Below are 8,582 nucleotides of genomic sequence, written 5' to 3' on the forward strand. Positions count from 1 at the left end.
AGAGACAGGGGTTGGGGAGCGCTCCACCGAAGCGCCGGTCGCGCTGCGCGTAGAGCTCGCAGGCGTACCAGAGGTGCCGGCGGTCGAAGTCCGGCCAGAGCGTGTCGAGGTAGATCAGCTCGGCGTAGGCGCTCTGCCAGAGCATGAAGTTGGAGGTGCGCTGCTCCCCGGACGGGCGCAGGAAGAGGTCCACCTCGGGAACCTCGGGATGGTAGAGGTACTTCGCCACGGTCTTCTCGTTGACCTTGGCCGGGTCGAGCCGACCGGCGGCCACCTCGCGGGCGATCGCCGCCGCCGCGTCGGCGATCTCCGCCTGACCGCCGTAGTTCACGCAAAACTGGAGGGTCAGCGTCGAGTTGCCGCGGGACATCTCCTCGGCGGTCTGCAGCTCGGAGATGACGCTCTTCCAGAGCCGCCCCGCCCGACCCGACCAGACCACCCGTACGCCCAGGTCGACCAGCTGGTCGCGGCGGCGGCGGATCACGTCCCGGTTGAAGCCCATCAGGAAGCGGACCTCGTCGGGCGAGCGTCGCCAGTTCTCGGTGGAGAAGGCGTACGCCGACAGATAGGGGATGCCCATCTCGATGGCGCCCTCGATCGTGTCGAAGAGGGAGAACTCCCCCGCCTCGTGGCCCTTGGTGCGGGGCAGTCCCCGCTCCTTGGCCCACCGGCCGTTGCCGTCCATCACCACTGCGACGTGCCGAGGCACCGCGTCGGCCGGCAACGCCGGAGGACGGGCACCGGAGGGGTGCGGCGTCGGTGGGACCGGCTCCCGCCGGCCGGCCCTCATTGATCGGATCACTCGTTACTCCCTGTTCACGCTATCGGCGCCGGGCGCCGCAACGCCACGGTCTACCAGCGGAAGCGAGCGTAGCGCGCGTTCCAGGTGCCACTGCAGATGAGCTGCCACCAAACTGCTGCACTCCCGTCGTACGCCGGACTCGGCGGCGTCGGCGATCCGCCAGTCGCCGCTACTCAGGGCGAACATCAGATCGATGGTGGCCGGCGCCGGGTGGGCCGCGCCGGGCGGCCGGCAGTCGGGACAGACCACGCCGCCGGCCGGCACGGAGAAGGCCCGGTGCCGCCCGGACGTGCCACAGACGGCGCACGCCATCAGCGCCGGCGCCCAGCCCGCCAGGGCCATCCCCCGCAACAGGTACGCGTCGAGCACGAGGGTGGTGTCGTGGCTGCCCTCGGCGAGCGCCCGCACCGCGCCGAGGGTGAGCTGGAACAGCCGCAGTGACGGCTCCCGCTCGACCGGGGTGAGCCGTTCGGCCGTCTCGGCGATGGCGCTGGCGGCGGTGTAGCGCGGGTAGTCGCCGAGGAACCGCTTGCCGTAGAGGTCGATCCCCTCGACCTGGCTCACCGTGTGCAGCGAGCTGCCCTGCTCGCCCTTCGGGTCCCCGGCGAGTTGGAGGTCCACATGCCCGAACGGCTCCAGCCGGGCGCCGAACTTGCTGGTGGTGCGCCGCACGCCCCGGGCCACCGCACGGATGCGGCCGTAGCGTCGGGTGAGCAGCGTGATGATCCGATCGGACTCGCCGAGCTTCTGCACACGCAGCACCACCGCGTCGTCGCGGTAGAGCTGTCGGCGGTACCCGGCCATCGGACCATTCTCCCTCGGGGTACGAATTCAGGGTTCCTTCGGGGTGCGGCGGCGGCGGAACCCGGATGTGCCGGGGGCGGTGCCGGTCGTAGCGTGCTCGTCATGACCGCTCAGCACCCCGTCGGGGCCGCTTCCTCCGGTGCCGCCCGTGCACGCCGCCGCCGTGCCGTCGCACCCGTCGCGTTCGGTGCCGCCACCGCGCTCATCCTGCTCACCGGATGCGACAACCTGTCGTACCGGCGCCTGGACTTCGACAACACCGAGTCCACCCGGATCAGCACGATCCGGGTGCTGCCCGGCTCGGGTGACGTGACCGTCCGGGCCACGGGCACCGCCTCCGAGGTGCGGATCAAGCGGGTGGTCCGTTACCAGGGCGCCGAGCCGAAGGCGAAGTACGAGATCAAGGACAGCGAGCTGGTGTTGGACACCGACTGCGGCTCCCGGTGCAGCGTGTCGTACGAGGTGACCGCCCCCGAGGGGGTCGCGGTGCGGGGCGAGAGCAACTCGGGCGACGTCGAGCTGATCCGGGTCGGCGCGGTGGAGCTGCAGGTCCGCTCGGGGGACGTGCAGCTCACCGGTGCCACCGGCCCGGTACGCCTCGAGGCCAATTCCGGAAACATCGAGGTGTCCGAGGTCGCCGGCCCGGTCACCCTGCGCGCCTCCTCCGGCGATATCTCCGCCCGACGGCTTCAGGGTGAGGTGGACGCCGTGGCCAGATCCGGCAACGTGCGGATCGAGCTGGACAAGGCCGCCTCGGTCCGGGCGCACGCGAACAGCGGTGACGTCGACCTCGTCGTGCCGCCCGGTCCGTACCGGGTTCGGGCCAACGGCAACTCGGGGGACGAGCACGTCACGGTCACGGACGACCCGGCCGCCAAGCTGGTCCTCGCGGTGAGCGCCGACAGCGGTGACCTCAGGGTCGCCCAGCGGTGACCTCCGCCTCCGGGGCGGCCCGCTGTGCGGGCACCCGGTGGTCGGACGACGTGGTCGGGCGGGCAGGCTTCGTCCGTCGCCGGCCGCCGGGAATCAGCTCCGGCCGCCGCTGCGCCGCGAGGTCCTCCACCCACCCCACGGCGAGTGTCACCACGCCGACCAGGGCGAAGACCAGCACCACCCGGATCGCCAGCCCCCGCGGGTCCTCGTGCGTCCAGCCCAGCGGGTCGAAGAGCGGGGTGAGCGCCACCACGAACGGCATGTGCCAGAGGTAGATCGTCAGGGCCCGCCGGTTCAGCACGGTCACCACCCGCCCGAAGAGGGCGGTGCGGTCGACCCACGCCGCGCCGGACGGTCCCCGACCGAGCACGACCAGGATGAACGCCGTCGACCAGAGGGCGTTGCCGAGATGGATGTCGTTGAGGTCGAAGCCGCGGGGGCCGGGATGCGTGAGGATCCACGCGCCGCCCGCTGCGACGAGCAGCAGCACCACCGGGATCAGGACCCGGTTGGCGAGCCGGCGCAGCATGCCCGCGTGGTGCGCGAAGCCCAGCATCCAGGCGCCGAAGTAGAGACCGAACTCCCGGTACGGGCCGGGCGCGTTCGGCCAGATCCCCGACTCGATGACCACGAGCAGGGCGTACGGGGCCAGCAGGGTCGGCAGCGGAGCCCGCTTGAACAGCCAGAGCGCGACCGGCGAGGCGAAGACGAACCACAGGTAGTCCCGCAGGTACCAGATCGGGCTCAGCGCCAGCGCCCCCCAGCCGTTGGCGGGAGGATCGGCGATCGGGAAGAGCCAGAGCAGCACGCGCGGTGTGAACGGCAGCCCGGTGAGCAGCATCGCCGGCACGAAGACGGCGGCCAGCACCCACAGTGACGGCAGCAGGCGGCGCAGGCGGCGCAGCACCGCGGCCGGTCCGGACCGCTCGAGCGAGGCGGCCATCAGCGAGCCCGCCAGCGCGAACATCACCGCCATCGCCGGGAAGACCAGGGTGAGCGAGGCGAACCCGGTGACGTGGTAGACGACGACTCGAACGATGGCGAGGAAGCGGAGCAGGTCCAGGTATCGGTTACGCATCAGCCTGCATCTGTCTCGGGGGGGTGCGGCGGATGTCTCCTACCCTCCGCCGCGCCGCCGGTAAACGGCCGCACGCCCCACTCGGACGTGAATCTAGCCATACGCCCGACCGAGTCGGATCAGCCGATCTCGCCGTACGACCCTCCCCGCTCAGCCGTTCGACCGATGCTGATCAGCCGGACGGCGCAGCCTTCCGGCCGAGCGACGAGTCGGGCGGGACGAGGAACGGGCCGGTCAGAAGCCGAGTTTGCGCAGCTGCTTCGGATCGCGCTGCCAGTCCTTGGCCACCCGTACGTGCAGGTCCAGGAAGACCCGGCTGCCGAGCAGCTCCTCGATCTGCCGCCGGGCGGTGGTGCCGACCTCCTTGAGCCGGCTGCCCCGGTGACCGATCACAATCGCCTTCTGGCTGGGCCGCTCGACGTACAGGTCGGCGAAGATCCGGACGAGCTGCCCCTCGGGGATCATCTCCTCCACCACCACCGCGATGGAGTGCGGCAGCTCGTCGCGCACCCCCTCCAGCGCCGCCTCCCGGATCAGCTCCGCGACGAGCACCTGCTCCGGGTCGTCGGTGAGCATGTCGTCGGGGTAGAGCTGCGGGGAGACGGGCAGGTAACCGGTCATCACGTCGACCAGGGTGTCGAGCTGGTGCCCGGAGACCGCGCTCACCGGCACCACGGCCGCGAACTCACCCAGCTCGCTCACCGCGAGCAGCTGCTCGGCGAGGCGCTTGCGGTCGACCAGGTCGGTCTTGGTGACCACGGCCAGCACGGTCGCCTTCAGCTCGGCCAGCTCGCCGCTGATGAACCGGTCTCCGCGCCCGACCGGCTCGTCGGCCGGGATGCAGAGCCCGATGACGTCGACCTCGCTCCAGGTCTGGCGGACCAGGTCGTTGAGGCGCTCGCCGAGCAGCGTCCGGGGACGGTGCAGACCCGGGGTGTCGACGAGGACGAGCTGCGACTCCGGCCGGTGCAGCACAGCCCGGATGACGTGCCGGGTGGTCTGCGGCTTGTTCGAGGTGATCGCGATCTTCTGGCCGACGATCGCGTTGGTCAGGGTCGACTTGCCCGCGTTCGGCCGTCCCACGAAGCAGGCGAAGCCGGCTCGGTAGGGGCGCTCCTCCGGATCCCTCACTGGACGACCGTGCCGAGGACGGTGCCGTCCGGCGCGGCCACGTGGATCGGCGCGTCGGCGGCGAGGTCGCGGACGGCGGCGTGCCCGGCGCCGTCGAGCGTCGAGGCCTCGGTCACCACCACGGCGGCCTCCAGCCGGCTGGCGCCCGCCGCCACCGCCGAGGCGACCGCGAGTTGCAGCGCGGTGAGCGTCAGCGAGGGCAGCGCCACGGTGGCGGCCGCGTACGTCCGGCCGTCCTGGTCGCGGACCGCCGCGCCCTCCACGGCTCCCACCCGGCCGCGGGCGCCACGGGCCAGGACGACCAGCTTGGCGTCCTCGGCGCTCAGCTCCGACGGAGCGGACGGGGTGGGCCGGGCTGCCGGCACGGTGGGCGACTCAGGCATCGGCGGGTTGCCTCTCCTCTATCCGGTGGTGACTGCCCCGGGACTCGGCGCGCTCGCCGCGCCCCGGGCTCTCCTGCTCGTCGTTCGGCTCGACCCGGCTGACCAGCACGGTGTCGATCCGGTTGCGCCGGCCGGTGGTGCCCTCGGCGACCAGCCGCAGGCCGGCCACCTCGACCCGGGCTCCCGGGATCGGCACCCGACCCAGCGACTGGGCCAGCAGGCCGCCGACCGTCTCCACCTCGTCGGTGGGCAACTCGATGTCGAACAGCTCGCCCAGGTCCTCCACGGGGAGCCGGGCGGTGACCCGCACCGACCCGTCCTCCAGCCGCTCGACCGGTGGGCGCTCGACATCGTACTCGTCGGTGATCTCGCCGACGATCTCCTCGAGGATGTCCTCGATGGTGACCAGGCCGCCGGTGCCGCCGTACTCGTCGACGACGATGACCAGGTGGTTGCGGGCCGCCTGCATCTCGGAGAGCAGGTCGTCGACGGGCTTCGACTCCGGCACGAAGGTGGCCGGGCGCATCAGCTCCGAGACCGGCAGCTGCTCGGCCGACGGATCGCCGCCGCGCACCCGGCGGATCAGGTCCTTGAGGTAGAGGACGCCGAGGACGTCGTCGACGTTCTCGCCGATCACCGGGATCCGGGAGAAGCCCGAGCGGAGGAAGAGGGCGAGCGCCTGCGAGAGCGTCTTGCCCGACTCGATCCACACCATTTCCGTACGGGGCACCATCACCTCGCGGGCGATGGTGTCGCCGAGGGCGAAGACCGAGTGGATCATCTGCCGCTCACCGTGCTCGACCACTCCGCGCTGCTCCGCGAGGTCGACAAGTTCGCGCAGCTCGACCTGGGTCGCGAACGGGCCTTCCCGGAAGCCGCGCCCCGGCGTCACCGCGTTGCCGATCAGGATCAGCAGCGAGGCGAGCGGGTTGAGCGCGCGCCCCAGCCAGCGGACCAGCGGGGCCACCACGCGGCCGACCACGTAGGCGTGCTGCCGGCCGAGGGTGCGCGGGGCGACTCCGACCACCACGAAGCTGACCACGGTCATCGCGCCGGCGGTGACGAGTGCGGCCCGCCACCCGGCGCCGAAGGTGTCCACGGCGACCAGCGCCACCAGCGTGGTGGCGGTCAGCTCGGCGAGCAGCCGCAGCAGCAGGAGCAGGTTGAGGTGCCGGACGACGTCGCCGGCGACGGCCTGCAGCGTGCGGGCGCCCCGGGCGCCGTCGCGGGCCAACTCCGCGGCGCGGGCCGGCGAGACCGCGGCGAGCGCCGCCTCGGTCATCGCGATCAGCCCGGCCAGCACCACCAGGCCGGCGGCGAAGACGAGCAGCTGCACGTCGGGCAGGCCGGCGGCGGCTGTGGAGGCCTGTACGGACATCACTGTGACCGGCTCGACCGCCAACTGGACAGCAGTCGGGCCTGGAGCGCGAACATCTCCCGCTCCTCCTCCGGTTCCGCGTGGTCGTACCCGAGCAGGTGCAGCACCCCGTGCACGGTCAGCAGGTGCAGCTCGTCGGCGGCCGAGTGGCCCGCCGTGGCCGCCTGCTTGGCCGCGACATCGGGGCAGAGCACGATGTCGCCGAGCAGCGCCGGCTCACCGCCGGCCGGGGCGCTCTCGCCCGGGCCGTGGTCGACGCTGCCCTCGTCCATGGGGAAGGCGAGCACGTCGGTCGGCCCGTCGCCCCCCATCCAGCGATGGTTGAGCTCGGTCATGTATTCGACGTCGACCAGCAGCACGGAGAGCTCGGCGAGGGGGTTGACCCCCATCTCGTCGAGGGCGTGCCGGGCGACGGCGAGCACGGCGTCGGTGTCGACCTCGACACCGGACTCGTTGGCGATCTCGATGGACAACTGTTTTCCCCTGATCTAGCGGCGGCGGCCGGCTCGGCCGCCGCCCTGGGCGGTCCGCCCCGGTACGGCGTGCACGCTCTGTGCCTGCTGGTTCTCCCGCTCGGCGTCCCAGCGGGCGTACGCGTCGACGATCTCACCGACCAGCCGGTGGCGTACCACGTCGGAGCTGGACAACTGGGCGAAGTGGACGTCCTCCACGTTCGCGAGGATCTCCCGCACCACGCGCAGGCCGCTGGTCGTCCCGCCGGGCAGGTCGACCTGGGTCACGTCACCGGTGACCACGATCTTGGAGCTGAAACCGAGCCGGGTGAGGAACATCTTCATCTGCTCGGGCGTGGTGTTCTGCGCCTCGTCGAGGATGATGAACGCGTCGTTCAGCGTCCGCCCGCGCATGTACGCCAGCGGCGCCACCTCGATCGTGCCCGCGGCCATCAGCTTCGGGATCGAGTCCGGGTCCAGCATGTCGTGCAGCGCGTCGTAGAGCGGGCGCAGGTAGGGGTCGATCTTCTCGTTCAACGTGCCGGGCAGAAAGCCCAGCCGCTCTCCCGCCTCGACGGCCGGCCGGGTGAGGATGATCCGGTTGACCTGCTTGGCCTGGAGCGCCTGGACGGCCTTCGCCATCGCCAGGTAGGTCTTGCCGGTGCCGGCGGGGCCGATGCCGAAGACGATGGTGTGCGAGTCGATCGCGTCGACGTAGCGTTTCTGACCGAGCGTCTTGGGACGGATGGTGCGGCCGCGCCGGGAGAGGATGTTGAGCGTCAGAACGTCGGCGGGCCGCTCGGCGCTGCCCTGCTCGAGCATGCCGACGGTACGCCGGACGGCGTCAGTGGTCAGGGTCTCGCCTTTCTCGATGAGTTCGAGCAGCTCGGTGAAGAGGCGCTCGGCGAGGGCGTTGTCCGCGGGCGCGCCGGAGATGGTGATCTCGTTGCCGCGGACGTGCACGTCACTGTTGACCGAGCGTTCGACGAGTCGCAGGATCTCGTCACCCGCACCGAGCAGGTTGACCATGATCTTCGGATCGGGAACGGTGATCCGGGTCTGCACCTGGGGCGGGCCGGGAGGTGGGGTGCCGGTCATAGATCGGGCCGAGGGGCCCTGTGCCACCTGCTCTCGATTTCGGCGCCGGCCCTGGTGGCGCGGCGTACGGACGTTCCACCCATCGTATCGGTTCAACACCGGCGGCATCGTGTGCATTTCCCCGCCCCGGGGATGCACCTGCACGGGCCAACAAAAGCGATAAAAAGGGCGAAAGGCCGGGTCGGCGCGGGGCGGGAGGAACCCGGCCCCGCGCCCGGCCGGGTCACTGTCCGGCGCGGAAGTCGTACCGGTCGAAGGTCTCCTGGTTGCGGGTGAAGCGGTAGGTCGCCCAGTGCATCCGCACCACCGCGCCCCGCTCGTCCCGGCTCAGCCGGAGCAGTTCACCGACCTCCCGGCCGGAGACCGTGCGGAACACGTCCGGCCGGTCGGGCAGCGGCGCGAAGACCGCCGGCGGGCGGCCGGGCGGATCGCCGGCGCCACGGGCCCGCAGCGAGCCGTCGTGCCAGGAGAAGACGTACTCGTAGCCCTCACCCCACCAGCGGCCCAGCACCCCGCGCAGCGC

At 71.6% G+C, this 8,582-nt stretch carries 9 protein-coding genes and 1 pseudogene; 1 reads left to right on the plus strand and 9 read right to left on the minus strand.

The window, feature by feature from the left end; all coding sequences use genetic code 11:
* Positions 1-790 (minus strand): isoprenyl transferase (locus tag E1211_RS27945; protein ID WP_132352551.1); only part of this gene is annotated, 790 nt, incomplete at its 3' end.
* A 15-nt stretch (positions 791-805) separates the two neighbouring features.
* Positions 806-1,606, minus strand: coding sequence for a DNA repair protein RecO (gene recO / locus E1211_RS27950; protein WP_132352535.1), 801 nt, complete (start codon positions 1,604-1,606; stop codon positions 806-808).
* A 102-nt stretch (positions 1,607-1,708) separates the two neighbouring features.
* Here recO and E1211_RS27955 point away from each other — a divergent pair, with 102 nt between their 5' ends.
* Complete coding sequence (locus tag E1211_RS27955; protein WP_132352537.1) at positions 1,709-2,539, plus strand: DUF4097 family beta strand repeat-containing protein; 831 nt, start codon at positions 1,709-1,711, stop codon at positions 2,537-2,539.
* Here E1211_RS27955 and E1211_RS27960 read toward each other — a convergent pair.
* The 7 genes and pseudogenes from E1211_RS27960 to E1211_RS27990 form a co-directional block, all read right to left on the minus strand.
* Positions 2,520-3,617 carry an acyltransferase gene (locus tag E1211_RS27960; protein ID WP_132352539.1) on the minus strand — a complete coding sequence of 366 codons (1,098 nt, stop codon included), beginning with the start codon at positions 3,615-3,617 and terminating at the stop codon, positions 2,520-2,522. The two genes, E1211_RS27955 and E1211_RS27960, sit on opposite strands and share 20 nt — an antisense overlap.
* 234 nt (positions 3,618-3,851) lie before the next feature.
* Positions 3,852-4,748, minus strand: a complete 897-nt coding sequence (era, locus tag E1211_RS27965) for a GTPase Era (RefSeq protein WP_132352541.1) — start codon at positions 4,746-4,748, stop codon at positions 3,852-3,854.
* On the minus strand, positions 4,745-5,131 hold the full coding sequence (locus E1211_RS27970; protein WP_132352543.1) for a cytidine deaminase: 387 nt from the start codon (positions 5,129-5,131) through the stop codon (positions 4,745-4,747). The genes era and E1211_RS27970 overlap by 4 nt, the downstream gene beginning before the upstream one ends.
* Entirely contained in the window at positions 5,124-6,533 is a 1,410-nt protein-coding gene (locus tag E1211_RS27975; RefSeq protein ID WP_132352545.1) for a hemolysin family protein, read from the minus strand. Before E1211_RS27975 ends, E1211_RS27970 begins: the two co-directional genes overlap by 8 nt.
* Positions 6,509-6,982, minus strand: coding sequence for an rRNA maturation RNase YbeY (gene ybeY / locus E1211_RS27980; RefSeq protein WP_132352547.1), 474 nt, complete (start codon positions 6,980-6,982; stop codon positions 6,509-6,511). The genes E1211_RS27975 and ybeY overlap by 25 nt, the downstream gene beginning before the upstream one ends.
* Before the next feature lie 15 nt (positions 6,983-6,997).
* Complete coding sequence (locus E1211_RS27985) at positions 6,998-8,059, minus strand: PhoH family protein (protein ID WP_132352549.1); 1,062 nt, start codon at positions 8,057-8,059, stop codon at positions 6,998-7,000.
* A gap of 223 nt (positions 8,060-8,282) precedes the next feature.
* Positions 8,283-8,582: pseudogene (locus E1211_RS27990) on the minus strand (penicillin-binding protein); the annotation flags it as partial.

Origin of the sequence: Micromonospora sp. 15K316, assembly GCF_004348525.1 — a bacterium.
GTDB lineage: Bacteria > Actinomycetota > Actinomycetes > Mycobacteriales > Micromonosporaceae > Micromonospora.

Excerpts from the sequence above, each read along its gene's own strand:
- E1211_RS27985 (WP_132352549.1), bottom strand. The coding sequence starts at position 8,059 with ATGACCGGCACCCCACCTCCCGGCCCGCCCCAGGTGCAGACCCGGATC.
- E1211_RS27970 (WP_132352543.1), bottom strand. The coding sequence starts at position 5,131 with ATGCCTGAGTCGCCCACCGTGCCGGCAGCCCGGCCCACCCCGTCCGCT.
- E1211_RS27960 (WP_132352539.1), bottom strand. The coding sequence starts at position 3,617 with ATGCGTAACCGATACCTGGACCTGCTCCGCTTCCTCGCCATCGTTCGA.
- recO (WP_132352535.1), bottom strand. The coding sequence starts at position 1,606 with ATGGCCGGGTACCGCCGACAGCTCTACCGCGACGACGCGGTGGTGCTG.
- E1211_RS27955 (WP_132352537.1), top strand. The coding sequence starts at position 1,709 with ATGACCGCTCAGCACCCCGTCGGGGCCGCTTCCTCCGGTGCCGCCCGT.